At 60.2% G+C, this 25291-nt stretch carries 24 protein-coding genes and 1 tRNA gene; 16 read left to right on the top strand and 9 right to left on the bottom strand.

Annotated features, from left to right (window positions below; genetic code table 11):
• Window positions 1-482: 482 nt before the first annotated feature.
• Together NW812_RS06900 and NW812_RS06905 are read left to right on the top strand one after the other, a co-directional pair.
• The gene (locus NW812_RS06900; protein ID WP_414395243.1) at window positions 483-1589 is read left to right on the top strand and encodes an NAD-binding protein; all 1107 of its coding nucleotides are present in this window, start codon (window positions 483-485) and stop codon (window positions 1587-1589) included.
• A gap of 2 nt (window positions 1590-1591) precedes the next feature.
• Window positions 1592-2668 (top strand): potassium channel family protein, encoded by a 1077-nt coding sequence (locus NW812_RS06905; protein ID WP_414395245.1) that lies wholly within the window; start codon window positions 1592-1594, stop codon window positions 2666-2668.
• Window positions 2669-2701: 33 nt separating this feature from the next.
• Here the strand turns inward: NW812_RS06905 and NW812_RS06910 are convergent, their stop codons facing one another.
• The gene (locus tag NW812_RS06910; RefSeq protein WP_414395247.1) at window positions 2702-3076 is read right to left on the bottom strand and encodes an STAS domain-containing protein; all 375 of its coding nucleotides are present in this window, start codon (window positions 3074-3076) and stop codon (window positions 2702-2704) included.
• A gap of 170 nt (window positions 3077-3246) precedes the next feature.
• Complete coding sequence (accD, locus tag NW812_RS06915; protein WP_414395249.1) at window positions 3247-4191, bottom strand: acetyl-CoA carboxylase, carboxyltransferase subunit beta; 945 nt, start codon at window positions 4189-4191, stop codon at window positions 3247-3249.
• A 117-nt stretch (window positions 4192-4308) separates the two neighbouring features.
• On the opposite strand from accD, the gene NW812_RS06920 reads away from it, so the two are divergent.
• From NW812_RS06920 to NW812_RS06930, 3 genes are all read left to right on the top strand, one after another.
• Window positions 4309-5181 carry a tRNA (5-methylaminomethyl-2-thiouridine)(34)-methyltransferase MnmD gene (locus tag NW812_RS06920; protein ID WP_414395252.1) on the top strand — a complete coding sequence of 291 codons (873 nt, stop codon included), beginning with the start codon at window positions 4309-4311 and terminating at the stop codon, window positions 5179-5181.
• A gap of 96 nt (window positions 5182-5277) precedes the next feature.
• Window positions 5278-5847 (top strand): hemerythrin domain-containing protein, encoded by a 570-nt coding sequence (locus tag NW812_RS06925; protein WP_414395255.1) that lies wholly within the window; start codon window positions 5278-5280, stop codon window positions 5845-5847.
• A 295-nt stretch (window positions 5848-6142) separates the two neighbouring features.
• A complete protein-coding gene (locus tag NW812_RS06930; RefSeq protein WP_414395257.1) occupies window positions 6143-6925 on the top strand; it encodes a hypothetical protein in 783 nt (260 codons plus the stop codon).
• Window positions 6926-6932: 7 nt separating this feature from the next.
• Here NW812_RS06930 and gcvP read toward each other — a convergent pair whose 3' ends face one another.
• Entirely contained in the window at window positions 6933-9869 is a 2937-nt protein-coding gene (gene gcvP / locus NW812_RS06935; protein ID WP_414395259.1) for an aminomethyl-transferring glycine dehydrogenase, read from the bottom strand.
• Between the two features lie 195 nt (window positions 9870-10064).
• Here gcvP and psbU point away from each other — a divergent pair, with 195 nt between their 5' ends.
• The 4 genes from psbU (at window position 10065) to NW812_RS06955 (ending at window position 13277) form a co-directional block, all read left to right on the top strand.
• Complete coding sequence (gene psbU / locus NW812_RS06940) at window positions 10065-10427, top strand: photosystem II complex extrinsic protein PsbU (protein WP_414395262.1); 363 nt, start codon at window positions 10065-10067, stop codon at window positions 10425-10427.
• 148 nt (window positions 10428-10575) lie between these two features.
• Entirely contained in the window at window positions 10576-11655 is a 1080-nt protein-coding gene (gene csaB, locus NW812_RS06945) for a polysaccharide pyruvyl transferase CsaB (protein WP_414395265.1), read from the top strand.
• Window positions 11656-11761: 106 nt separating this feature from the next.
• A complete protein-coding gene (locus tag NW812_RS06950; RefSeq protein ID WP_414395267.1) occupies window positions 11762-12346 on the top strand; it encodes a type II CAAX prenyl endopeptidase Rce1 family protein in 585 nt (194 codons plus the stop codon).
• A 70-nt stretch (window positions 12347-12416) separates the two neighbouring features.
• Window positions 12417-13277 (top strand): alpha/beta hydrolase, encoded by an 861-nt coding sequence (locus NW812_RS06955; protein ID WP_414395270.1) that lies wholly within the window; start codon window positions 12417-12419, stop codon window positions 13275-13277.
• Between the two features lie 7 nt (window positions 13278-13284).
• Here NW812_RS06955 and NW812_RS06960 read toward each other — a convergent pair whose 3' ends face one another.
• Window positions 13285-14331, bottom strand: coding sequence for a hypothetical protein (locus NW812_RS06960; protein WP_414395273.1), 1047 nt, complete (start codon window positions 14329-14331; stop codon window positions 13285-13287).
• A gap of 316 nt (window positions 14332-14647) precedes the next feature.
• Here NW812_RS06960 and NW812_RS06965 point away from each other — a divergent pair, with 316 nt between their 5' ends.
• Complete coding sequence (locus NW812_RS06965) at window positions 14648-15298, top strand: peroxiredoxin (RefSeq protein WP_414395276.1); 651 nt, start codon at window positions 14648-14650, stop codon at window positions 15296-15298.
• 112 nt (window positions 15299-15410) lie between these two features.
• Here the strand turns inward: NW812_RS06965 and NW812_RS06970 are convergent, their stop codons facing one another.
• Window positions 15411-17567 (bottom strand): NAD(P)H-quinone oxidoreductase subunit 5, encoded by a 2157-nt coding sequence (locus NW812_RS06970; protein ID WP_414395278.1) that lies wholly within the window; start codon window positions 17565-17567, stop codon window positions 15411-15413.
• 209 nt (window positions 17568-17776) lie between these two features.
• On the opposite strand from NW812_RS06970, the gene NW812_RS06975 reads away from it, so the two are divergent.
• The gene (locus NW812_RS06975) at window positions 17777-18133 is read left to right on the top strand and encodes a single-stranded DNA-binding protein (RefSeq protein ID WP_414395280.1); all 357 of its coding nucleotides are present in this window, start codon (window positions 17777-17779) and stop codon (window positions 18131-18133) included.
• On the opposite strand, the gene NW812_RS06980 is transcribed toward NW812_RS06975, so the two are convergent.
• Window positions 18130-18906, bottom strand: a complete 777-nt coding sequence (locus NW812_RS06980; protein ID WP_414395283.1) for a cobalt-precorrin-6A reductase — start codon at window positions 18904-18906, stop codon at window positions 18130-18132. The two genes, NW812_RS06975 and NW812_RS06980, sit on opposite strands and share 4 nt — an antisense overlap.
• 65 nt (window positions 18907-18971) lie before the next feature.
• Here NW812_RS06980 and NW812_RS06985 point away from each other — a divergent pair, with 65 nt between their 5' ends.
• From NW812_RS06985 to hemL, 3 genes are all read left to right on the top strand, one after another.
• Window positions 18972-19499 carry a bifunctional nuclease family protein gene (locus NW812_RS06985; protein ID WP_414395286.1) on the top strand — a complete coding sequence of 176 codons (528 nt, stop codon included), beginning with the start codon at window positions 18972-18974 and terminating at the stop codon, window positions 19497-19499.
• A gap of 140 nt (window positions 19500-19639) precedes the next feature.
• Window positions 19640-20869, top strand: coding sequence for a (E)-4-hydroxy-3-methylbut-2-enyl-diphosphate synthase (ispG, locus tag NW812_RS06990; RefSeq protein ID WP_414395289.1), 1230 nt, complete (start codon window positions 19640-19642; stop codon window positions 20867-20869).
• Window positions 20870-20920: 51 nt separating this feature from the next.
• Window positions 20921-22228 (top strand): glutamate-1-semialdehyde 2,1-aminomutase, encoded by a 1308-nt coding sequence (hemL, locus tag NW812_RS06995; protein ID WP_414395291.1) that lies wholly within the window; start codon window positions 20921-20923, stop codon window positions 22226-22228.
• A 240-nt stretch (window positions 22229-22468) separates the two neighbouring features.
• On the opposite strand, the gene NW812_RS07000 is transcribed toward hemL, so the two are convergent.
• Window positions 22469-22541, bottom strand: a tRNA-Arg gene (locus tag NW812_RS07000).
• Window positions 22542-22682: 141 nt separating this feature from the next.
• On the opposite strand from NW812_RS07000, the gene NW812_RS07005 reads away from it, so the two are divergent.
• On the top strand, window positions 22683-23126 hold the full coding sequence (locus tag NW812_RS07005; RefSeq protein ID WP_414395293.1) for a hypothetical protein: 444 nt from the start codon (window positions 22683-22685) through the stop codon (window positions 23124-23126).
• A 40-nt stretch (window positions 23127-23166) separates the two neighbouring features.
• On the opposite strand, the gene rpsT is transcribed toward NW812_RS07005, so the two are convergent.
• Window positions 23167-23472, bottom strand: coding sequence for a 30S ribosomal protein S20 (gene rpsT / locus NW812_RS07010; RefSeq protein ID WP_414395296.1), 306 nt, complete (start codon window positions 23470-23472; stop codon window positions 23167-23169).
• An 89-nt stretch (window positions 23473-23561) separates the two neighbouring features.
• Between rpsT and NW812_RS07015 the strand changes: the two genes are divergently transcribed.
• Window positions 23562-24926: a CRTAC1 family protein gene (locus NW812_RS07015; protein WP_414395298.1), complete on the top strand. Its 1365-nt coding sequence runs from the start codon at window positions 23562-23564 to the stop codon at window positions 24924-24926.
• Window positions 24927-24929: 3 nt separating this feature from the next.
• Here the strand turns inward: NW812_RS07015 and NW812_RS07020 are convergent, their stop codons facing one another.
• Window positions 24930-25223: a hypothetical protein gene (locus tag NW812_RS07020; RefSeq protein WP_414395300.1), complete on the bottom strand. Its 294-nt coding sequence runs from the start codon at window positions 25221-25223 to the stop codon at window positions 24930-24932.
• Window positions 25224-25291: the final 68 nt, after the last annotated feature.

Below are 25291 nucleotides of genomic sequence, written 5' to 3' on the forward strand. Positions count from 1 at the left end.
TATCTTGGGAGTGGGCTAAAGGACAAGACCCTACAGCGGCGGAACTACGGGTTAGAAGCGCCATTCATAACCCGCACCAAAGCTCCGCTACCCCTTGCCGAGGTAGCAACGGCCGCTAGGCTGCAGAGCCTAGAAGTGGACCAAGTGTCGGCTACAGATTCCATGAAACACCCCCTACAGCTCTCCTTGGACGTTCTCCCCAGCTCTAGAGGATGGAGATTTTTTCACGGCTTGTAGCGGCTAGGTTTCTACTCGCTGGGGGGCTACACAGGGCCAGATATACCACGAGCCTGTGGGGGACGCCATGCCCTAATCCCCCTCGCGGCAGCGGCGCAGAGCACTTGCCATGAATGCCGGGGCTTGCGCTGCCTTTTTTTCTGGTCGGGAGCCGGGACTAGCAGCAGCCTCTTTCCCAAGCTCGGCCAGATAAGAGGGGGATCCTGCCGTCCTGGGTATAAAGGGAGCAGAGCAGGTGACAGGGTATGGCGGGCTCCCTTTCCCAAGAGCTGGCTGCGCAACTGCAGGACAATGGCCGCGACCCAGGTGCTTCCATTCTGGTTTGTGGCTACAACGATTTAGCGGAGTTGACGCTCGAGATTCTGGAAGAGTTTGGACAGCGGGCAGTGGTGGTGGCTCCCTGCCTGCCGCCTTCTCGGAAAGGGGAATGGCAATACCTAGAGGGGGATCCCCGGCAGGCGGAGGTGTTGCGCCGGGCTGGGATTGAGCGGATCAAGGTGGCGCTGCTTTTGGAGGACAATGACCAAGCCAACTTCGAGCTGGCCCTCTTGATTCGAGATCTCAACCCGCAGGCGCGCATTGTCTCTCGTCGGTTTAACACTGGCCTTGCCCGCTACCTGGACTCGATTTTGCCGCAGCATTTTTCCCTGTCGGTTGCGGGCTTGGCGGCTCCGGCCTTTGCCCTCAAGGCTGTCTCGGACGAATTTGTCGGCTACTTCGAGCTGCCTCAGCTGGAGGCGCAGCCGGCCACGCTGCCGCCGGAGCTAGCGGATCCGCTTTATTTTGGCGCCCCCCAAGAGACCACCCTCTGGAACGTGGTGGAGCTGACCATTGGCTACAACTCCCGTCTGCTGCACATGCCCCTCTCGGAACTGGAGGAGACCTTCCGGGCGGGGGTGCTGTTTCACTACCCGGTGGACGGGCTGTCCAACTTTTCCAAGTCTCGGATTTTTGATGACTTCGACCACGAAGCAAAGCTGCTGGAAGGGGATCGCATTTTGGTTATCTGTGACCCCCGGGCCTACCTGCAACTGTTGGAGCGCAACGGAAGGCGCGGCTCTTCGCGGGCGCAACGCTGGGCCAGTGGACAGGTGCAAGACAAACGACAACGACGGCGCGGCAAGTCGTTCAGCCGGCTCCTATCTTGGCTGCGCAGAAGCCTGCAAGGACTGCTGCAGGTCAAGCCCATCGTGCGCACCCTCGCCTTCACCTTGGGGGCCATGCTGGTGCTGGGGGTGATCAATTTCAGGGTGATCGGCAAGCCGGTCTTCGACGCTCTGTTGCTAACCATCGTGGTGTTGACGGGGGGTATGGCGACATCGAGGCTTTTCAGCAGGCGGAGACCCCCCTAGGAGTGAAGGTAGTGGCGGTGGTCATGACCTTGGTGGGGGCTGCTCTGGTGGGGTTGATCTATGGGTTGGTGACCGACAAGTTGGTAAGCAGCCGCTTCGGCTTGGGCCGAGCTGCCCATATGCCCAAAGGGGATCATGGGGTGATCGCGGGGTTGGGACGGCTGAGCTACTTGGTGCTGCAGTTGCTGCGGCAGATGGGCTATGAGGTGGTGGCGGTGGAGCCCGACGCCGACAATCCCCTGCTGGGGGCGGCAGAACGGGAGGGGGCGGTGGTGATCCGGGGCAACTACGCTCTAGCAAGCACCCTGCAACAGGCCCGCATCCAAAGCAGCCGCTGCCTGATCTGCACGACTCCTGACGATCTCACCAACCTCGAGACTGCCCTAACTGCCCACAGCCTACACCCCGGCATCCGCACCATTTTGCGGATTACTGATGCCGAGGTGGCGGCGCGAATGCAGCGGCATCTGCAGGCCCTGGGGATCAGCTACAGCCCCACCGCCCTGGGGGCGCGCGCTTTTGCTACTGCAGCGCTGGCGGGAGCCGTTTACGGCACCTTGACTTGGGAGGGGGAAACGCTGCTGGAGGTCTCGGCCCATGACCCTTACCTGGGGCTATCCTTGCGCCAACTGGCCCAGGATTACGACCTGGCGATCCTGCTGCATCACTCCCGACCGGACCGGCCCTGTGTTTTTCCCAAGATCTGGCAGAAAGAGGGGGAGACTGTGTTGAAACGGGGGGATCGCTTGTACGTGATGGGGACGGTGGGATCCCTGATTCGCCTGGCCCAGGGGCGGCCCCTGCCGCCGGAGCTCTATCAAGTGCGGCTCTTGGAAGATCGCAACCCCTACTTTGAAGACGAGATTCTCTCCACCTTGGCGTTTTATGCGCGGCTGCCCAAAACGGCGCTGAGGCCACTGTTGCGCTGTCTGCCGGCGGTAGTGAGTCCCCCTCTCCCCCGCGACAAGGCCATTCAGTTGGCCCGCCAGCTTCGCAAAATGAGCACCGAGGTGCAGGTCTTTGCCCACGTGCAGGCCAGCGAGCGGATCCCAAGGTATCGAGGCCGGCTACATGGCTGAGCCTCAAGGTCAGGGGCATAGAAAAGGTATCGGCTAGGGGTTGGAGGAAGCGGTGGGGAAGTTGGCGATGCCCGTTTCCAGGTCGTCAAAACAGGTCAAGACCTTTTCCATTGAGGTCAGGCGGAGGACAAGGGCGACGCTTTCGGGAACGCAACAGAGGCCGAGATTGCCACCGGCAGCCCGGCACTTGCGCAAGGCTGAGATCAGCACCCCCAGGCCGGAGCTATCCATAAAAGTAACCGCTGACATGTCGATCAACAGGTTGGTGTAGCCAAAATCCAAAACCTGCTGCAGCAACTGCCGGGCTTCGGAAGTGGCCTTGGCATCAAAACGACCCTCCAGGGGCACAATGGCTAGCTTTTGCCCTTGCGGAGTTTCAGCGGTACGGATGCGCAGCTTAAAATTCATCGTTTCCCGTCAAAACCTCATGCCCCACCTTAGCACCCTCGGTTGCAGAAAATCCCGCGAAAACTCCGCTATATAGCTTACGCCAGAAACTTCTTTTGCAGCCAAAAGGGAAGACGGGAGCTAGCTAGATCTGGCTTCCCCAGTCACCCACCTCTCCAATGGGACTTTATTCAGACTTTGGCCGGATCGAGGGCGTAAGTCGAATCGAACGCGGGAAGGGACCTGGGCAAGCGAGGGCGGTGCATAGCCAGCAACTGGGCCAAGCGCTTGCGCAGCTCGGTCCGCGGCACAATTGCGTCGATAAGCCCGTGAGCCAGCAGGTATTCGGCAGTCTGGAAGCCCTCTGGAAGCTTGCCCTTGCCGATGGTTTGCTCGATAACATTGGGCCCGGCAAACCCCACCTGGGCACCGGGCTCAGCTAGGATCAAATCCCCCAACATGGCAAAGCTGGCTGTTACCCCCCCGTAGGTGGGATGGGTAAGTACCGAAATAAACAACTGCCCGGCTTCGCGGTGCCTCTGCAGGGCGGCTGCTGTCTTGGCCATCTGCATGAGGCTGAGGATCCCTTCCTGCATGCGGGCTCCCCCCGAGGCCGAGAAAATGATCAGGGGCAGGTGATCGCAGGTGGCCCGTTCGGTAAGGCGGGTGATCTTCTCGCCGACTACCGAGCCCATGCTGCCGCCCATAAAGCGGAAATCCATGACCCCAATGGCCACCCTCCTGCCTTCCAAAGTGCCCAACCCAGTCAGGACGGCATCCTTGAGCTGGGTGCGCTCTTGGTAAGAGGCCAAACGCTCGCTGTAAGGCTTTTGGTCAAAAAAGTGCAGCGGATCGGTAGGCGCCAGGTGGTCGTCGAGGGGCTGCCAGGAGCCGGGATCCAAAAGCTGTTGCAGCCGCTCTGGGGCGGTAATGCGATAGTGGTAGCCGCAGCTCGGGCAAACCTGCCAGTTCTGCTGCAGATCCTTGGTGTAGGTGAGGGCGTCGCAAGCTGGACACTTCTGCCAGAGGCCGTCGGCAATCTCCCGCACTTGCCGCTCTTTGTCAAAGGGGCTACTGCCAGTTAAGTTAAGGGAAGTCTGCTTGCGCCGCTCGGCAAACCAATCCAGTAGAGACATAGTTCCTCCCCTGGCTGAGGATAGCAAGCGCTGAGATCCTCAGGCCCTGCTGGTAAGCCTTGAAATCTATCTTAACGTCTTCAAGCCCTCAGGCAATCGCCAAACTGGATAGAGACCATGACTCCAGAGACCCAGTGGCAGGTACTGACCACAGGGGATGGTTCCCTGACTTTTTTCTCTCAGGAGTTCGGGCAGGCTTTCCACAACGTCAGCGGCGCTGCCCAGGAGGCGCTGGAGAAGTTCGTCCGCCCTTGCCGGCTGGATCGGCTGCCCCTGGAGCGGGACCCCAAGGAGCCCATCTGCCTTTTGGATATCTGCTTTGGCCTTGGCTACAACTCCGGCCTGGCCTTGGAGACCATTTGGCAGGTGCGGCCCGACTGCCGCGTGGAAATCATTGGCCTAGAGCGATCCCCAGAGGTGCCCCGCCAGGCCTGGCAGGTGGGGGTGGGATCCACTTGGAGCTTTAGCCAGGAGTGGCAACACTTTATCGAGAAGGGATCCTGGCAATCACCCCGCTGGCGCGGAACTCTGCTGTGGGGAGATGCCCGCCAAACCCTATTCCAGGTGCCGCGGGGATGGGCGGACGCGGTGTTTTTGGATCCCTTTTCTCCTGCCGTTTGCCCGGAGTTGTGGACGGTGGACTTCTTGCGGGCGGTGGCTGAGCGAATGCGCCCCAGCGGCATCTTGGCCACCTATTCCTGTGCAGCGGCAGTGCGGGCAGCTCTTCTGGAGGCGGGGCTGTTTATCGGCTCTACGCCCCCGCTGGGCCGCCCCTGGCCGGGCACGGTGGCCTCACCTCAGCCAGACTACCTACCGCCTCTCTCGCCTATGGAGTGGGAGCACCTGAAAACCCGCGCCGCTGTGCCCTACCGGGATCCCACCTTGAGGGGAGACAGAGCCCAAATCCGGCTGCAGCGACAGCGAGAACAGCAAACTTCACCCCTTGAGCCCACTTCTGCTTGGAAACGCCGCTGGCTTGGCCAAACCTAATTCAGGAGGAAAGAGGCGGGAGTCTACTGCCTCGCTTCGTAATCTTGTCTTGATGAAGTAAAGTTACGATGAGGAGAGCGATTTCCTGAGGTAGCCGTGGCTTCCTCCCCCGCTGGCGGTACATTGGCTGATCTTTGGGCCAATCAGCACCGGGTCATCCTGCAGGCCTTTCTGAACCTGTCCCGAGCTTCTCAGTTGGATCTGGAGCAGCAGCGCCTCTTGGTCCAAAGGTTGCGGCAGCGCCTCTCCCGCCACATTCAATTGGAGCGCCACGCCCTCTACCCCCTGCTTAGGGCGGCTCTAGGGGCGGATCCTGATCGCCTCAGCCAGCTCGATGGGTTGGAGCAGCAGATGCGGGATCAGATCCCGGAGTTGACTTGCTTTTTGCACCAGGCGGAGCGTGACCCGCAGCGGTTGGATCTGGGGGCAGCCCTGCATCTGTACCAGCAATTGCGGGCTCAGTTTATGCAGGAGGAGAAAGTTGTACAGCCGCTCTTTGCCCAACATGTTTCTCTCGAGGCGGAAGAGCAGCAACTGCGCCTGTTCCGCAAACGGCTGCAGGCTAGCACTACCTTCCAAAGTTCCGCCAACAGCCGTCGCACCAAAATGGAGGAGTGGGAGCGACAAGCGGTAACCCGCCCTGTCTTGTCCCCTGAACGCTGCTAGCCCTCCCAAGACGCAGCGCTGGCCGCTACTCTCTAGCCGACGAGGGCTGCTTCAGTCTTCATCTTGCAGTTGTTGCCGGCTGGGGAGGATTTCTGACCCAGGCAGATTCCTAGGGCCTAAACCCATGTCAGCCTGGAATCCAAAGCTGGCCCGAAGGCAGTGCCATGGAGTTTATCCCGGTGAAGACTGAGGCGAAAACGTTAAAGCAAGATTAATCCCAAGGTGTTTGTAGCAAACAATGCTTTTAAAAAAGGATCGATAAAATAGAGGCAATGCCCCACCTGGAGCCCCTACCATGGATTACTCTCCTTCTCTGGCCCAGCGCTATATGAAACTATGCGAGGCCTACCTTTCCCTTAACGAAGCTTTCGACAAACTGGATCAATCCCACAGCCGCCTGCAGGAGAGCTTCAGGAAACTTCTTGGCACGGCCCAGAAGGCTTTGGTTAAACTGCCCATCTTACAACAGCACATCGAACAGTTACAGCAGTGTGTCGAACAGAGGGATCGCTTGATTCGTTCCCTGCAAGGAGACCTGCAGGAGAAAGAAGCTCGGCTGGGCGAGCTGATTGCCAGACATGACCAAGTCTGTCACGAGCTGGAGTCCACCAAGGCAGATCTGGTGAGCGCTCAGGCGTTGACTGAGAAACTGAAGGCGGAGAATGCCCAACTTCTGGAACAAGTGAGTGGCCTCACCAACTTGGAGGGTGAACTAGCAAGCTTGACAGAACGGCTGAACCACCTAGAGGCAGCCCGCCAAGGGTTGGAGGCCCGCAACCGTGAGCTAGAAGCAGCCCTGGGAGAGCGGGATCGGCAAATTGATAGCCTGCAGGAGCGGCTGGCTCAATTGGAGCAAGAGAATGCCTTGCTGAAGGCGCAGCTGTCTCAGGTGGCTGACCTGCTTACCGAGGACTCGGTAAACCTCCTGCAAGAAACAGAGAAGGCCGTTGAGGCCGATAGGGAGGTGCTGCCGCTGGTGCTGGCCTCGCTGCAAGAGAATGAGCGCCTTGTGCCAGAGGCCGAGCAACTCCTCTCCTCTTGCTCAGAGCTGGCCCAGATGGAGCCGCAGGCGGCTTGATTCAGAGTTAGCCTTCTAGCCAGGGTTGACAACTGCACACTAGGTGGCGATCCCCGTAGGCGTTGTCGATGCGGCTGACACTGGGCCAAAACTTTCGGCTTTTCACCCACGGAAGGGGGTAGGCAGCCAGGGAGCGGGGGTAGGGGCGATCCCAGTAGTCAGCGGCCACCACCTCGGCGGTGTGGGGGGCAAGTTTAAGGGGATTGCGCACGGGATCCATCTCCCCCCGCTCAATGGCAGCAATCTCTTGGCGAATGGCAATCATCGCCTCGCAGAAGCGATCCAGTTCCTCCAGGGATTCGCTCTCGGTGGGCTCCACCATCATTGTCCCCGGCACCGGCCAAGAGATGGTGGGGGCATGGAAGCCGTAGTCCATCAGCCGCTTGGCTACATCTTCTACCTCAATGCCGGCGCTTTTCTTGAGGGGGCGCAAGTCCAAGATGCACTCGTGGGCCACCCACCCCCCCGGCCCTTTGTAGAGCACTGGGTAGTAGGGATCTAGCCGCCTGGCAATGTAATTGGCGTTGAGGATGGCCACCTGGGTGGCCAGGGTGAGGCCAGCGGATCCCATGAGGCGGATGTAGGCCCAGGCGATGGGCAGGATGCTGGCACTACCCCAAGGGGCGGCGCTGACCGGGCCATTGCAGCCGGGCAAAAAGGGATGGCCAGGCAAATAGGGCAGTAGATGATGGGCAACCGCAATCGGCCCCACCCCCGGCCCGCCCCCGCCGTGGGGGATGCAGAAGGTCTTGTGCAGGTTGAGGTGGCAGACATCCGCTCCCAGCTCCGCAGGACGGCAGAGGCCCACCTGGGCATTGAGGTTGGCCCCATCCATGTACACCTGCCCCCCCGCCTCGTGGATCATCTGGCAAATCTCGCGGATCCCCTCCTCAAATACCCCATGGGTGGAAGGGTAGGTGATCATCAAAGCTGCCAGGCGTTCCCGATGCTGCTCCACCTTGGCCCGCAGGTCTTCGAGGTCAATGTTGCCGGCCCTGTCGCAGGCCACGCTCACTACCTGCATCCCCGCCATGACGGCGCTAGCGGGGTTGGTGCCATGGGCGGAAGTAGGGATCAGGCACACCTGGCGCTGGCTTTCCCCGCGGGCTTGGTGATAGCGGCGAATGGCCAGCAAGCCGGCATATTCCCCCTGGGAGCCGGCGTTGGGCTGCAGGGAGACACCGGCAAAGCCCGTGATCTCCGCCAGCATCCGCTCCAGCTGGGCAAAGAGGGTTTGATAGCCCCGCGCCTGCTCCAGGGGCACAAAGGGGTGGAGCTGGGCAAACTCCGGCCAGGTTATGGGCAGCATCTCTGCTGCGGCATTGAGCTTCATGGTGCAGGAGCCGAGGGGGATCATCGCGTGGACGAGGGAGAGATCCCGGCTCTGCAGACGGTGGATATAGCGCTGCAGCTCCGTTTCCGAGTGGTAGCGGTTGAACACCGGATGGGTGAGGTAGGGAGTGGAGCGCAAGAGCTGAGGCGGCAGGCTTTGGTTGGGATCCAAACTCAGGCCCTCGGGATCCCAGCCTAGCTCTTCAGAACCGGCAAAGATCTGCCAGAGATCGCGCAGGTCCTGAGCGGTGGTGGCCTCGTCCAAGCTGATCCCCAGGGTGACGTCGTCGATCCGCCGCAGGTTAATGCGCTTCTGGGCGGCCCGCTCCTGGAGCTGCTGCACCTGCTCTGGGGAGGCTGCCCTTACCCAGAAGGTGTCGAAGAAATACTCTGGCCCCACCCTGTAGCCCAACTGGCGGATTGCGGCGGCTAGCTGATGGGCCTGGCGGTGGATGCGTTCGGCAATTTGCCGTAGGCCGCGCGGGCCGTGGTAGACGGCATACATGGAGGCCACCACGGCCAAGAGGACCTGGGCAGTGCAGATGTTGCTGGTGGCCTTGTCGCGGCGGATGTGCTGCTCTCGGGTTTGCAGGGCCAGGCGCAGGGCCGGCCTTCCCTGGGCATCTTGGGAGATCCCCACCAGGCGCCCTGGCAGCAGCCGTTTGTGGGCCTCACGGGTGGCAAAGTAAGCCGCATGGGGGCCGCCGTAGCCCAGGGGCACCCCGAAGCGCTGGGTGGTTCCCACTACAACGTCCGCCCCCCACTCTCCTGGCGGTTGCAAGAGAGTTAGGCTGAGCAAGTCGGCGGCTACCGTTACCACCATCTCTCTTTGGTGGGCCCGCTCCACCAGGTCGCGGTAATCCCGGATCTCCCCGTAGGTGTTGGGATACTGTAAGAGCACGCCAAAGCCATGCTCAAGCTCAAACTGCGAAGGATCCGCCACGCGCACCTGGATCCCCAAGGGCTCTGCCCGTGTCTGCACTACGGCAATGGTCTGGGGATGGCAGCCGCAATCCACCCAAAAAACTGGAGATCGCTTGCCCGCCAAGGTGTAGGCCAGGCTCATGGCTTCGGCAGCCGCAGTCGCCTCGTCCAGTAGAGAGGCGTTGGCGATCTCCATTCCCGTTAGATCCACAACCATTGTCTGGAAGTTGAGCAGGGCTTCTAGCCGCCCCTGGGCAATCTCCGCCTGGTAGGGAGTGTAGGGCGTGTACCAGGCAGGGTTTTCCAGGATGTTGCGCTGGATTACCGGCGGCGTCAGGCAGTTGGAATAGCCCATGCCCAAAAAAGAGCGCCACACCTGGTTCTGGGCCGCCATTGCCCTCAGCTCCGCCAACACCTCCTGCTCGCTGCAGGGAGATCCCAACTGCAAGGGCCGATTGCTGCGAAGGGTTGCTGGCACTGCCTTTTCCACTAGCTCTCGGAGGGAGCTCAGCCCCAGGGCCTGCAGCATCTGGCGGATCTGCCGAGCATCCGGCCCGAGGTGCCGCCAGACGAAGAGTTCCCGCTGCTCTAGCAGCTCTAGCTCGGGATCGGGGGCAAGGGGAGGTTGAAGAGCGTGCTGCCCAGAGGAGCCAAGGGGATGGGGGTGGAGCTGTGTGGAGTTGGACATAGGACAAGCTAAGGGCAAGAGGAAGTCAGCCAGCTGCAAGCGAGCTGTTTCCTGATCATAGTTGTTAAAAATTATTTCCGCCGGTATACAAATCCGAGTTTGAGGCTCGATGCAAGGTAGCGAGGATGAGACACTAAAATCTATCCCGTGAGCGTTGGTATGGCTGCTTTCAACCCTGTCTGGAGAGGTGGTGCTATGCGCCGGCTGCTGTCGACTTGGTTGCCCTTCCTCTTGCTGCTTTGCCTGGGCTTGGCCTCCTTGGGGATCCCTGCCGTGGCGGCGGAGCTGCCGCCGGTAAGACACCTTGACACTCCCATTGACGTCAACAACACCATCCTGCGCAACTACCGCCAGTTGCCTGGCTTCTACCCTACTCTGGCTCGCATCCTGGTGAAAAACGCTCCCTATAAGAGCCTAGAGGACATGCTGAAGATCCCGGAGCTGACAGAGCAGCAAAAGGCGCTGATTAGGGCCAATGCGGAGAACTTTGTGTTTGGCGAGTACCGCGAAGGGGCTAGCCAGCTGGAAAACCGCATCAACCAAGGCTACTACGGCTGATTCTCCCAAGAAGTGCAATTCCCCTAGTACGACACGTCTAGCGGGTAGAGGGGCTTCCCGAGTCCCTTGCCTGCTGGCGCTGGGATCCCCAGAGCTCTCCAGCAAACCCTGAGGATTCCGTCTGGGGCAAACCAGCCGAGGAGGCGCGATGAAACGGCCACAGGTTTTGATCTGTGGCTACTACGGCTACGGCAATGCCGGCGACGAGGCCTTGTTGTTGGCTCTGCTGCAGCAGCTCCGGCAGTTGCCCAACCCTGTACAGCCGGTGGTGCTTTCTCCCTCCCCTGCAGCAACCGCTGCCACCTATGGGGTGCTGGCCTGTCCACGCTTTGATGCCTGGGCTTTGCAGCGCTGTTTGGCCCAGGCTCAGGCTTTCATCTGGGGCGGGGGTAGCCTGCTGCAGGATCGCACCAGTTGGCGCAGCCCCCTCTACTACCTGGGACTGATGCTCTGGGCCCAGCGGCGGGGGCTAAAAACCTTGGCTTGGGCGCAGGGGATCGGCCCCTTGGAGCGGCGCTGGATCCGCAAGCTGGCCCGCCACTCTCTAGCAAGCTGTACAGCCATCAGCGTGCGTGACGGAGTGGCCTCCCGCTACCTCCAGGAGTGGGGGATCCCCCACCAAGTAGCCCCGGATCCGGTTTGGGGCCTGCCTGCCAAAACTCTGTCGGAGTGGGAAAGATGGCCTCAGCCCCGCATTGCTGTGGTCCTGCGGCAGCATCCCCAGCTTACTCCAGCGCGACTGGAAACTTTGGCGGAAGCCTTGCGACGCCTCCAGGCTGCCACGGGGGCCTATCTTCTTTTCGTGCCCTTTCAGCTAGCTCCTCCCGGATCCCTTGACCTAGGGCCAGACTACCACTTGGCCCAGCAGCTTTACCATCGCCTGCCCCACCACAGCCAGGTGGTGGAAATCCGGGATCCCTATCTTTTAAAGGGGGTCTTTCGGGGGGTGAGATTGGCCATTGTTATGCGCTACCACGGCTTGGTGATGGCGGCAGCCGAGGGCTGTGCCTGCTTTGGCCTCAGCTACGATCCCAAAGTGAAAACGCTGCTTGAGGAATTGGGCATGCCCGGCTGGGATCTAGAGGAGATCCCGGAAGATCCCGAGGCGCTGCACCAGGCTTGGCTAGCCTGCTATGCCGACGGGCCAGCCCTCAGCCCTGACCAGGTGGCCGTTTGGGTAGAGCGATCGGCCCAGCACGCCCAGTTGCTAAGGCAGCACTTGTCTTGAAAAAAGGGGGAATCCCAAGCTCCGCCCTCGAGGGCTGGAGAAAGCATAGCCGTTCTCGTCGGGATTCGCTCTACGCTGGGAATAGGGTGCCCGAGCGACCCTTCCCATGAGTGCCGAGATTCAGCCCTGCACGCGCCAACAGATCTTGATGGGGATGAGCCTGACCAGCCTGCTCCTGGCGCTCATCGCTGGCCTCTGGATCTGGCTGGGATCCCTATCGGTACCCTTTCGCTGGGATCCCCTGGCTTTGGCCTGGGGGGCAGCCCTAGGGCTGGGGGTGGCGCTGCTTAGCGGCGGGGCTTACTGGCTTTGGCCAGCCTATCGCCGGGCGGCCTCTAGCTACTTGCACCTCGTGGCGGATCCCTTGCAGTGGCGGGATATCTTCTGGGTGGGGGTGCTGCCGGGCTGGAGCGAGGAATGGCTATTTCGCGGCGTGCTGATGGCAGCCCTGGCGGCCAGCCCCTTGGGGTGGACGGGTGGAATCCTCTTGAGCGGCTTCTTGTTTGGGGTTTTGCATTGGCTAGAGTGGCAGGGTTGGCCCTATGCCCTCTGGGCCAGCGCCGTGGGCATTCTGCTGGGGATGGGAGTGTGGCTGTCGGGAAACTTGTTGGTAACCATCGTCGCCCACACCCTGGTCAACTGGATTGGGGTTTGCCTCTGGAAATGTTCTGCCCTGCCAGCCGAATCCTGAAGTGCCCGACATCGCCGCTGCCGGCACGCCACCCGTCCCCCCTATCCTAGAGGGTCTGAGGGTGAGGGGAATGGTCTGGAGGCCAAGTCGAGCGATGGGCAAGCCTTTGAGTTTCGGGTTCTTCCCGTGGCTGCGGCTGGGGCGATCCCTGCTGCTTGTTGGCCTAGGGGTGTACGGCTACCTGCTCTGGCTGGGCTGGTTTCAATCGGAGCGGCTGATCTTTCTGCCCCGCCCCGCCAGCTACCAGGATGGGGATGCCATTCTCAAGCTCACCACCTCTGATGGCCTGCAGATTTCGGCGGTGTACCTGCCCAATCCCCAAGCCACCTATACCCTTCTCTACAGCCACGGCAACGCCGAGGACTTGGGAGATATCTTGCCTCGCCTAGTGGGCCTGCAGCAGGGAGGATTTGCCGTCCTAGCCTACGACTACCGGGGCTACGGCACCAGCGAAGGGATCCCTTCCGAGGCCGGCGCCTATAGGGACATTGAGGCAGCCTACGCCTATCTCATTGCCCAAGGGATCCCGCCGGAGCGGATTTTGGTCTACGGGCGCTCGGTGGGAGGCGGGCCCTCGGTTTACTTAGCAACCCAAAAGCCGGTGGGGGGTCTGATCCTGGAGTCGACCTTTGTAAGCGCCTTTCGCGTCTTGACCCGCCTCCCGCTGCTGCCCTTTGATCGCTTCGACAACCTCAGCCGCATTGCCCACATCAACTGTCCGCTGCTGATCTTGCACGGCACCCAGGATCGCCTGATCCCCTTCTGGCATGCCGAAGCTCTTTACCAAGCAGCACGGGATCCCAAGCGCTTAGTGGCCATTAAGGGAGCAGATCACAACAACCTGCTACAGGTGGCCGGAGAGCGCTACCTGCCCCTTTTGCACCAATTTGTGGCCGAGCTGGTGGAGCCTAGCCGCTTCTCGGGGAAGTAGGGAATACTCAGCCGGCCTTTTGATTCAGAAGTTCTTGCAAGAGCTGCCGCGCCGGCTCCAGAAGGCGCACCACGTCGGGGTGATAGCTCCAGATGGGGTCGTTTTCAGGGAAAACCTCCAGCGAGAACATGCCCTGCACAGCTTTCAGGTAAGGCAACAAGACGGCATAGCTAGCCGGGGTCAGACGAGATTGCAGAGACTTGTCCAGCAGCTCCAACATCTGCCGCACCAGCTCCCAGCCCACCTTCAGAGGGGGATAAAGCATTACGCAAAGGGGAAACAGCTCCTGCTGCACAGAGGCGAGGCTGCCTTCTAGAGCACAGAGGCCCAGGTACACCTGAAACATCTCCACATCACGGATGCTGGAAGCCCGCACTCCAAGATCTGTCAGGGGGCCACTCTCGCAGCAGTAGCCGCTGAAACGTTCTGCCACCTCGGCACAGATGAACTCAGCTACGCTGGTAACAATGGGTAACAGTTCCTGAATGGCCACTAGAGAAACAGAAGGACTGTCCCCCGCCTGGTCGGCAGCAGCCTTGTACATCTTCTGCAGCGGCATGTACAGGTGGTCGTCCATCACCTTCAAGTAGGGGTAGAAGAGGCTGCGCTCCTCAGGCAACAGGGCCTGCAGCAGCATTTGTCCGGTGTAGTGGAACTGCATGCTCAAGAAGCCGAGCACTCGCGGATCCCGCTCGCTGTAACGAGCCCGCAGTTGACCGCAGAGGGGCGCGATCTTCACCGAAAAGCGGGAGGGAGGGATGCCCTCCTCGCAGCTCTGGGCTGCCTGCTCAAAGAGACTTTGAGAGTCCTCCGCAATTTTCCAGGGATCGATTAAGTCCGGATCCAGTCCCTGCCGTGGTATTTCGGAAGCCAAGAGCTTTTCCGTTTTCGCCCAGGCCTGGGAGCTGGCAAAGCGCAGGGATCCCTTCACCTTGTCGGCTAGTTGCAGGCCTAGCGGCCCACCCCCAGCCGCCTGCGCCCTCAGCTTGTCTACATATTTTTGGGCCCACAGAGTGGCCAAGCTATAGATTGTGACTGTCTCCGCGTTTTCCATTAGTTCTCCTGCTGGGGGAACTAGGTTATCCAGCATACTCCTGGAATGCCACTGCTTGTTTAGAATGCTACCCCTCCTCGTTGCAGACCATAAAGAACTTAAAAGAACTTAAGGGGATGTCGGGATCCGCGCGTCCTGTTTGCAACGCAACCTAGCAGCGAAAAGCCCTTCCTGCTGCCGGCAAGGTGACGATGATCTTAAAATTACCTAAATCCGCTCGGAAAAGTGGGGTTTGTGTGGCAAGATCAAAAGAAACGGGATTGAAGGGTTTCGGATCCCTGTCTTACCGCACTGCATCTTAGGGAGGATAGAGCGTATGTCTCTCCGACTTGGGGACACTGCCCCTAACTTTACGCAAAAGTCCACCCATGGCGACATCGACTTCTATTCCTGGGCTGGGGATAGCTGGGTAGTGTTGTTCTCGCACCCTGCCGACTACACGCCGGTCTGCACCACCGAACTGGGCAGGGTTGCCAAGCTAATGCCCGAATTTGAGAAGCGGGGCGTGAAAGTGCTGGGCCTCAGTGTGGACGACGTGGACTCCCACGTTGGCTGGGTGAAAGACATTGAGGAAACCCAGAATGCCCAGGTGACCTATCCCATTTTGGCGGATGCCGACCGCAAGGTCTCCCAGCTCTACGGCATGCTGGATCAGACCAACCTCAACCAAGAGGGGCTGCCCCTAACCGTCCGGTCGGTATTTATCATCGATCCCAACAAGAAGATACGCTTGATCATCACCTACCCAGCCAGCACAGGCCGCAATTTTGATGAGATCTTGCGGGTCATTGATGCTCTGCAGTTGTCGGATAAGTACAACGTCGTTACCCCTGCTGACTGGAAAGATGGCGACGACGTCATCATCCCGCCTTCCCTGCAAGATCCAGAGGTGCTGAAAGAAAAGTTCCCGAAGGGCTACAAGGAGCTCAAACCCTACTTGCGGGTCACCCCTCAGCCCAATAAGTAAGTCCAACCCACTTGGCAGGAAGGGATCCCTTCTTTGCTGGAGGCTGTGATCTCTTCCCCAGCTAGGATCCCCGGCCAGGGGATCCTTTTAGTGTGGGCAGCGCTGCCCCAGCCTAAATTCCAACCCCAGCAAGTACCACCATCACCACCACCGCCGCGAAGATGATCAGGGCATAGAACTGGGCCTTACCATTCTCCAGGTATTTCATCACCTCGCCGCCGACCATCGCCACCAGTCCCGTCAGGTTGACCACCCCGTCCACAATGCGGCTGTCCACTTCCAGCGCCTCCCGTGCCACAAAGCGGGTGCCCCGCACAAAGACGCGCTCGTAGAGGTCGTCGAGGTACCACTTGTTGAGGGAGAAGTAGTACAGCGGCTGCAGGCTGCGGGGGAAAGTGCTGGGATCAAGGCGCTTCTGCCAGTAGATGAGACCGGCCAGGGCAATCCCAATTAGCCCAATGCCCACCGAGCTGCCTGCCATGATGGCAAACTCCGTCCAGTTGAAGTGACCGCCGAGCACCCCCTGCCACTCGGCTGCCACCCGGGCCCAGGGGGAGCTGACCTCTGTTGCCGACTCGCTGGGCGGAGGGATGAACGCCTCGAAGAAGTTGGCAAAGGGAGTACCCACTAAGCCAATCAGCACCGAGGGAACAGCCAGCGCCACCAGCGGAATCGTCATCGACAGAGGAGACTCATGCGGCTTGGTGGCGTGATCGTGCCTATCGTGTCCGTCTTCCCCAGCTTCAGGGTGGCTGCTCGGCTGGGGCTTTTCGTGGATGTTCATGGCTCCAGGCCCAAAGGCTGCCCCCTTCCCGGCAAACGCATAGGCAAAAGCTGGCACCGGTCGACCTTGGCTGACGGCTACCTCCTGGCGCAGTCTCAGGTTGGTGCCGCGGAACTCCCCTTCAAAGGTGAGGAAGTAGATGCGGAACATGTAGAAGGCAGTGATCCCTGCCGTGAGGAAGCTCACCCCCCAGAGGGCCGGGTTGTGCTCAAAAACTGAAGCCAAGATCTCATCCTTAGACCAAAAGCCGGCAAAGGGCGGGATCCCACAGATGGCCAGCGTGCCAATTAAGAACGTAATGGCCGTAACTGGCATGTATTTGCGCAGGCCCCCCATCAAACGCATGTCCTGGGCCAAAACCGGGTCGTGGCCCACCACTGCTTCCATACCGTGGATGACCGAGCCAGAGCACAGAAAGAGCAGCGCCTTGAAGTAGGCGTGGGTCATTAGGTGAAACAAGCTAGCCCCATAGGCACCGGATCCCATGGCCATGACCATGTAGCCCAGTTGGGAAATGGTGGAGTAGGCCAGGCCCTTTTTGATGTCGTTTTGGGTGATGGCAATGCTGGCCCCCAAGAAAGCCGTGCCTGCCCCCGTCCAGGCAATGAGATCCATGGCCAGCGGGATCCCTTCCAGCACCGGGAACATGCGCGCCAACAGGAATACCCCTGCTGCCACCATCGTGGCCGCGTGGATGAGGGCGGAAATGGGCGTGGGACCTTCCATGGCATCCGGCAGCCACACGTGTAGCGGAAACTGAGCCGACTTGGCCACCGGCCCCAAGAACACCAACACGGCAAAGAGGGCCACTAGGCTGCTGCTTACCGCCCCACTGGCCACCCTCTGTTCTAGATTGTGGGCCAGCTCCTCAAACCCAAAAGTGCCGGAGACCCAGTAAAAGCCCAAAATGCCTAGCAGCAGTCCAAAGTCCCCCACCCGGTTGACGACAAATGCCTTCTGGGCTGCCTCCGCTGCCGTCTGCCGGTCGTACCAAAACCCAATCAGCAGGTAGGAGCACATCCCCACCAGCTCCCAGAAAATGTAGATCTGCACCAGGTTGGGGCTAAGAACCAGACCCAGCATCGAGGAAGCAAATAGGCTCAGGTAGGCGTAGAAACGCACATAGCCGGGATCCTGAGCCATGTAGCCGTCGGAGTAGATCTGCACCAAGAAGGCCACCGTGGTCACCACCACCAGCATCATGGCGCTCAGGTGATCCACCACAAAGCCCATGTCGAGGGAGAAGGAGCCCGCCTGAGCCCAGCTAATGGTCTTGAGGACAGTCTCATGGCCTTGGAGTTGGCTGGCCAAGAGGGCAAAGGCGTGGACCATTGCCGTCCCCGTCGCAAATACACTCAAAAAGGCAGCCAGAGCCCGGTTGGCCCTTGTCCAGGCGTTGAACACCAAAATGCCCAAGCCAAGTAGAAAAGCTGCCACCAAGGGATAGACGGGGATCAACCAGGCGTATGTGTAGATAAATTCCATAGCCAACGGTGCTGAATGCGTCCTCTTGCCGGAGTAAACCCTCCCTGCTGGCCGGTGAGCATCTGCCTATGGGATAGAGGCTGGCAGTTGCTCTGGGGCTTCTGACATTGTAAATCTTTGCAACACCATCAACGCCTCTCCTGCAACAAGATGCCCTGGCAGGCGCTACAACTAGAGCCAAAGGCGGTCAGTGGTCTGGAGAAAAGCCCATGAGCCTAAACCTGGTGACCCTAGTGGGCCGGGCGGGTATGGATCCGGAAGTGCGCTACTTCGAGTCGGGCAAGGTGGTGTGTACCTTTAGCCTGGCGGTAAACCGCTTCCGCAAAGGTGAAGACAAGCCCGATTGGTTTAACCTGGAGCTGTGGGGGCGCACCGCTGAAGTGGCCGGAGAATATGTGCGTAAAGGCAGCCTCGTCGGGGTGACGGGCAGTCTTAAGTTTGAGCGCTGGAAAGATAGATCCACAGGTGAGGAGCGCCAGCGGCCCGTTATTGCCGTAGAGCGGCTGGAGCTGCTGGGATCCCGTCAAGATCGCGAGCCTGAGCTACCAGTAGAGGAGCCGTTCTAAGTCCCCTCCAACCGACGCTTGCACTCCCGCACCACCTCAGCCAAATCCTGGCTACACCAGGGGTAGCTTAAGGAAGGCCGCTGGATCACCAAGAGGGGGATCTCCAGGGTTTTGGCCACGGCCTGCTTAATGAGAAGACCGCCAGCTTCTCCAGAGTTCTTACTGATAACCACTTGGGGCTCTAGCTTCCGCCAAAGCTGCAGTTCCTCCTCAAAGCTAAGGGGCAAACGCCTGCCAATCACCCGCTCAGCAGCAATCCCAGCCTGCACTGCCTGGGAAACTGACTCCGGCAGCACCCGCGCGTACAACTGGCAGCGATTCTGCCAGGGGACAAACAAGGGCAACGGCTTCACCCCCACTGTCAAGAGCACCCGCCGTCCCGCCAGCACGCTCTCGGCTAGGACTGCCTGCCAGTCCGGCACTACCTGCACCCAGGGCTCTAGATTTTCCGAAGGACGTTCGTAGCGCAGGTAGGGGATCCCAACTTGGGCTGTTACCTGAATGGCCAGTTGCGAGATCTGCTGGGCAAAGGGATGAGAGGCATCCACCAGCACGCCAATCCGGTACTCTCGCAGGAATTGTTCCAAAGATACAGCCGAGAAGCAAGTGACCATCACCTGACCCGGCAAACCCTGGTAGAGCCGGCTGCCCCTTTCCGTGGTAACCGTGGCTATCCAGGGGATCCCTTCCTGACTAAGGGCCAGGGCTATGCAGCGGCTTTCACGGGTGCCGCCAAGGAGAGCTACCGCCCTTGATTTCCCGATTAAGCTCATGCCGTGTTGCCAAAGTTTTCTGCCCGTAGATACGATCGAGATCCAAAGGCTGGAGGCAGTTGACCATGATTGAGATGGAGGTGGCTGGGATTGCGGTTGATGCCGTTAACCAGAGCCCCATTGTCATCCTGCGCGATACCCATGGGCGTCGTGCTCTGCCTATCTGGGTAGGAAAAGCAGAAGCCAATGCCATTTTGCAAGCGTTGGATGATCAGAAGCCGCTCCGTCCCATGACCCACGATCTTATCCTCAACTCCTGGAAGGCCTGGGGAATCAAGCTGGAGCGGGTCATTATCCACGCCTTGCTGGACAACACTTTTTATGCGGTGCTGGTTACCGTTAGCGGTGACAAAAAGCAGGAGATCGACTGCCGTCCCAGCGATGGTATTGCCCTGGCTCTGCGAGCCCACGCCCCCATCTGGACGGTAGAGGAGGTCATTGCCGAAGCCTCGATCCCCATGAATCAGGATGCCGATGAAGCGGAGCGGGAGGCCTTCCGCAAGTTTGTGGAAAACGTAACGCCCAGAGACTTTATTCGCAACCGACCCCTCCCAGACTACCCGACGGATTCCCCCACAGAGGCAGACAGCTAAGTCACTGTCTTTTTTCCCCGTCTGCTGGAGTTGAGCTGGGTAGGGCAGGCGGTGGGCTGCCTGGAAAGCCTTTCTAAGGGTAGCCGCTAGGGGGACGTTTCCGCCTACAATCAAGCTAGAGCAGCCCTTTTGAGCAAGCTATGCCAACTCTGGAGCGGCCCAACCCCCAGCAGCCCTACCCAGAACCGGTCTACCCCCGTCGCCCCACCCGCACGGTGGCAGTTGGCGAGGTGTTGATCGGCAGCCAGCACCCAGTGGTGGTGCAGTCGATGATCAACGAAGACGTGCTCAATATTGACGCGGCGGTGGCTGCAATTCGCCGGCTGCACGAAGCGGGCTCGGAAATCGTGCGGGTTGCCGTTCCCAGCCTGGCCCACGCCAAGGCCATGGAGGTCATTCGGGAGAGGCTGATTCAAACCTACAAGCCAGTGCCGCTGGTGGCTGACGTCCACCACAACGGTCTCAAGGTGGCCCTGGAAGTGGCCAAGTACGTTGACAAAGTGCGCATCAATCCTGGCTTGTTCGTTGTGGAGAAGCCGCAGCCGGGGCGCACGGAGTACACAAAAGCTGAACTAGAGGCCATCCGCAGCGAGATCCGCGAGGCTTTTGTCCCCCTTGTACAGGCCCTCAAGGCCCAGAACAAAGCCCTACGCATTGGCGTCAACCACGGATCCCTCGCGGAGCGGATGCTCTTTCTCTACGGTGACACGCCTGAGGGGATGGTGGAGTCGGCTCTGGAGTATGCCGAGATCTGCGCTGAGCAAGACTTCCACAATGTAGTTCTCTCGTTCAAGGCTTCCCGTCCCCAGGTGATGTTGGCCGCCTACCGCTTGGCAGCTCGCCGCTTCGACGCCCTAGGGCTAAACTATCCCTTCCATCTGGGTGTAACCGAGGCTGGAGACGGAGAGTACGGCCGCATCAAGTCAGCGGTAGGGATCGGGACGCTCTTGGCTGAAGGGATTGGCGACACCATCCGCGTCTCTCTCACGGAAGCGCCGGAAAAAGAGATCCCGGTGGCCTACGGTATTTTGCAGGCTCTCAACCTGCGCAAGGCCATGGTGGAATACGTGGCCTGTCCTTCCTGTGGGCGTACCCTCTTCAACCTGGAGGAAGTGCTGCAGAAGGTGCGGGCGGCAACCCAGCATCTGGTGGGCCTCGACATTGCCGTCATGGGCTGCATTGTCAACGGGCCTGGGGAAATGGCCGACGCCGACTACGGCTATGTGGGCAGGACGCCAGGAGTAATTTCCCTCTACCGCGGCAAAGAAGAAGTGAAAAGAGTACCGGAAGCGGAGGCTGTCCAGGCTTTGATCGAGCTCATCAAAGCCGATGGTCGCTGGGTGGATCCGCCTGGAAGTCCCAACAATTAGCCAGCTCCCCTTCCTGTTAGCCTAGGAAGTACCTCGAGTAGCCGCCCTACTATGACCAGCACTCTTCGTCCCACTTTTAATACCGCCCGCTCCAGAGAGATCTTCGCCCGCGCCCAGCAGTTGATGCCCGGCGGGGTTAGCTCACCGGTGCGCGCCTTCAAGTCCGTGGGCGGGGATCCCGTCGTGTTTGACCGAGTCTCAGGGGCCTACGCCTGGGATGTGGACGGCAACCAGTACATTGACTACATCGGCAGTTGGGGGCCAGCCATTGTGGGCCACGCTCATCCTGAAGTCATCGAGGCATTGCGGCAGGCTCTGGAGAAAGGCACCAGCTTTGGCGCCCCTTCTGTTCTAGAAAACGAGCTGGCGGAGCGGGTGATCGAGGCGGTGCCCAGCGTGGAGATGGTGCGCTTTGTGAACTCCGGCACCGAAGCCTGCATGGCAGCGTTGCGCCTGATGCGGGCCTACACGGGCCGGGAAAAGGTGATCAAGTTCGAGGGCTGCTACCACGGCCATGCGGACATGTTCTTGGTCAAGGCTGGCTCGGGAGTGGCTACTCTGGGCCTACCGGACTCGCCAGGAGTGCCCAAGGCGGCTACTAGCGCTACGCTGACGGCTCCCTACAACGACCTAGAGGCGGTCAAGGCGCTGTTTGAGCAGTATCCTGATTCGATTGCCGGCGTGATCCTCGAGCCGGTGGTGGGCAACGCTGGCTTTATTCCGCCGCAGCCAGGCTTTTTGGAGGGTTTGCGCGAGCTCACCCGAAAGTATGGCGCTCTGCTGGTGTTTGACGAGGTGATGACCGGCTTTCGCATCAGCTACGGTGGCGCCCAGGGCAAGTTTGGCGTCATCCCTGACCTGACCACCCTGGGTAAGGTCATTGGCGGTGGCCTGCCGGTAGGCGCCTATGGCGGTCGGCGGGAAATCATGGAGATGGTAGCGCCCGCGGGGCCAATGTACCAGGCGGGTACGCTGTCCGGCAACCCTCTAGCCATGACTGCCGGCATCAAGACGCTTGAGATTTTGCGCCGCCCAGGCACCTATGAGTATCTGGAGCGCATTACTGAGAAGCTGCTGACAGGGCTGCTGGAGATTGCCCGGGAGACTGGGCACGAAATGTGCGGAGGTTATCTGCCGGGCATGTTCGGCTTCTTTTTCACTGCCGGCCCAGTGCGCAACTACGAGGAAGCCAGGCAGTCAGACTTGCAAAAGTTTGCCCGTTTTCACCGCGGCATGCTGGAGCGGGGGGTGTATCTGGCGCCCTCGCAGTTTGAGGCGGGCTTTACTTCCCTGGCCCACACGGAGGCGGATGTGGAAAGAACCCTGGAGGCAGCGCGAGAGGTGCTGCGGGCCCTCTAGGCTCCTGCACTCGCTCTAGGCAGCGTTGGATTGGGGAGACCAGAGCCAGGTTCTTCCCTGGAGGCGGCTTAACGCTCTTCCCAGCCTTGGAGGGTAGGGGTTCTTCCTCTTGGCAAGCTACAGGGAGTGCATAGGGGTGCCCTAGGCAGAGGCCACTGCCCCTGGGAGGCACCGTTGCTCCAGCCCTCGTTCTTCAAATACGGCTAGAGGCCAGCTCCAGCTTGTGGGGAATTTGCCCAGCGCCTTGCGCAGGACTCGAACCTGCAACCATCGACTTAGAAGGTCGGTGCTCTATCCATTGAGCTAGCAAGGCAGAATCCAGAGCCATTATAGCCTTGGGAAGCTTGCCTACCGGAAGGTCGGTCCCCCCAAGGGTCGTCAAAGAACCTTTAGCCCTATGATGACAAAGGCCTGCTTTCAACAGGTGCTTTCTACGCCTACAGGAGGGATCCCTATGCCACTGCCCCCTGATCCTAGCTTCGTTGAGGAGAAGAAAGCCGTTCGCGTTCCTCCCGGCCTGGAATCCCTCTCGCCGGCGGCTAGACGCTTGCTGCGGCTCTACCACGGCGGCAGTTTCGTCTTTTTGGGCCTGCTGTGGCTGTTGGTCGGGATCCCTAGTCTTTGGGCGCTGCGGGCAGATCTCCTCCGCCTCTGGCAACACTTCACCTGGACGGGCCTGCGCTATGCCCTCTTTTACCGCCCTAGCTGGCCCACCTTTGGCCTGTTGCTTTGCGTCAGTTTCACCGTAGGGATCCTGGTTGCCCAAAGCCGCTACGAGCTGTTTGGGCTTTACCCCTTCGAGCGCCAGATGCTCGAGCAACAGTCCCGCTGGATCCTGTCTTTGCCTGCCTGGCACCCTCTGCGGCGCTGGCTGGTGTGCACCCTGGATCCCTGCTAACAGAAGCCATCCCGGCTGGCAAGGCCTCCCAGATGCTGACCTAGGAGGAGCTAGGAGCAGCAGCTATCGAGCGTTGCACAATCCGGGACAGACGAGCCTTACGACGAGCGGCGGTGTTTTTGTGCAGCACACCTTTTTGGGCCGCCTTGTCGATGCGGCTAAAGGCAGCGCTCATTGCCGCCTGGATCTCTTGCAGGGTTTCCGGCTGAGGGTTGGCCGCGTAGGCAGAAGAGAGAGAGATCACCTTCTTCATGAGCGCGCGCACCATGGCCTTGGTAGCCTTGTTGCGCAGTCGGTTTCGCTCGGCAATCTTGAGGCGCTTGATAGCGGATTTGGTACGTGGCATGGTTGAAAGGGAAGAACAGCGAGGATCTAGCATACCATCAGAGCCTAGAGTCCCACGAGTTCCTCCCCCAGCCGTCGGACGGGATCCCCATGTTTTGCGATTGCAGCTCCCTCATCCAGTTCAACCCGCCTGCCCTTTTCTATGGGGTTGCCGTTTGCGACTTGGATCGGGACGGGGCTTTTGAGCTATTTGTGTGCGGCTTCCGCGGCCCGAACCGGGTTTTGAAGTGGAACGGGCAGGCGCTGGTGGATCTGGTGGACGACACCCTGGCCGATGCGGGGCGCATGGCCATTGGGGTAGCTGCTGGCGACTTTGACGGTGACGGCCAAGAAGAACTCTACGTTTTGAATACCGATACTTTCGGCGGGCGCAAGCGCTTTGGGGATCGCCTCTTCGACTGGCAGGGCTCCCGCTGGGTGGATCTGTTCTCGCTGCCCCACAACCAAGATGCCCTCAACCTCACTGCCGGACGCTCGGTGGCCTGTGTGGATCGCCTGGGCCGGGGACAGTACGGGTTCTTCGTCGCCAACTACGGCGGCCCCATGCGGCTTTACGAGCTGGGCTCCAACCAGATGATCGCTGATGTAGCGCCCGAGGCGGGGGTGAACCGGATTACAGGTGGGCGAGGGCTGGTGGCCGTGCCTCTGGTCTCCCAGCGGATGGATATTTTCGCCGTCAACGAGCAGGGGCCCAATTTTTTGTTCCGCAACCGCGGGGATGGCACCTTTGAGGAAATCGCCGCCGAGGTGGGGCTGGCGGATCCCAACGAGCACGGGCGCGGCGTGGCAGCAGTGGATCTGGATGGGGACGGGCGGCTGGACTTGGTGTACGGCAATTGGGAAGGGCCGCATCGCCTCTGGATCCAAACCCCCAGTGGCATTTTCAAAAACGTGGCTCCCCCCGAGCTGGCCAGGCCCTCCCGCATCCGCACGGTCATCGCTGCCGACTTCGACAACGACGGCTACCCGGAGCTGTTTTTTAACAACATCGGTGAGCCCAACCGCCTGTTTGGCTGGCGCTCCGGCTCCTGGCAGGCTATCGATATTGGGGAGGCGGCTGAGCCTCAGGGACTGGGGACAGGCGCAGCGGTGGCGGATGTGGATGGGGATGGGCGCCTGGAGCTGCTCATTGCCCACGGGGAATCGGGCGCCCAGCCTCTAAGCTTTTACCGGCCCCTGGCTAATGCCAATAACTGGCTGAGGGTCTTGCCCCTAACTCGCCAGGGATCCCCAGCCCGCGGCGCTCTGGTGCGGCTAGTAACTCCTGGCCGCCTGCAGATTCGGCCCATCGATGCCGGCAGCGGCTACCTCTGCCAAATGGAGCCGGTGGCCCACTTTGGCCTAGGATCCGAGACGGTGGTCAAGGAAATCCAGATCCAGTGGCCGGACGGGAAAGAAGTGCAAGTGGTCAACCCCCCCGTTAACCAGCTCCTGCGGATCCCCTATCCTGGCTAGTCGCTAATCTGAAACATCGAACCCCACTTGGTGGGCAACTTGGATTTTGGCCCAGATCTGCTGCCAGCGATCCCAATCTGTGATCATTGATGCAGCGTAGCCCCGCCCCATAGAGAAGTTGGGCTTTTTGACTGAGGTTGAAGCTGTTGGTGTGAGGGCCACATCTGAGCCCAGCCTGAGCAGAGGTTCGCCGTTGGTGAGGCGAAAACCATCGATCCCCAAGGGCAAAAACACCTCTCGAACCAGCGTGAGAATTTCTTCATCGGTCAAGCGCGCTGGGGCTTGCAGCCAGGTCAACTCTGCCTCGGCAGGCGCCAAACATAAAGCCGCTGGAAATAGCGCACCTGCTGGCTAACTAGCTCCTG

Source organism: Synechococcus sp. O70.2, from assembly GCF_047462135.1.
Taxonomy (GTDB): Bacteria; Cyanobacteriota; Cyanobacteriia; order Thermostichales; family Thermostichaceae; genus Thermostichus.